Genomic DNA, 310 nt, shown 5'->3' with positions numbered 1-310 from the left:
TACTTCGAGCCCCGCGAGCTCCTCGACAGCGCCCTCGCCCAGAAGGCCCGCTTCGCCCCGGGCACGCGCTGGGAGTACAGCAACACCAACTACAATGTCGCCGGACTCCTGATCCAGAAGGTCACCGGGCGGCCCGTCGGCGAGGAGATCACCAAGCGCGTCAACGACCGCAACGGCCAGCGCCACACCAACATCCCCACCCCCGGGGACAAGACCATCCACCAGGCCCACCCCGAGGGGAACAACCACGACCCCCACCGCACGCTCCACCACAACACCCACATGGACCCCACGATGGCCACGGCGGCGG

Annotated in this window: 1 protein-coding gene; it reads left to right on the top strand. The window is 68.7% G+C overall.

Translation table 11 applies throughout. The features are described from left to right. The coding region (locus tag PUR71_RS23050) for a serine hydrolase domain-containing protein (protein ID WP_329928985.1) at window positions 1-310 on the top strand (310 nt) is incomplete at both ends.

This window comes from Streptomyces sp. SP17BM10 (genome assembly GCF_036322405.1).
Lineage (GTDB): Bacteria > Actinomycetota > Actinomycetes > Streptomycetales > Streptomycetaceae > Kitasatospora.
The sequence above is the reverse complement of the archived record's forward strand: the minus strand, read 5'-3'. Positions and strand labels throughout refer to the sequence as shown.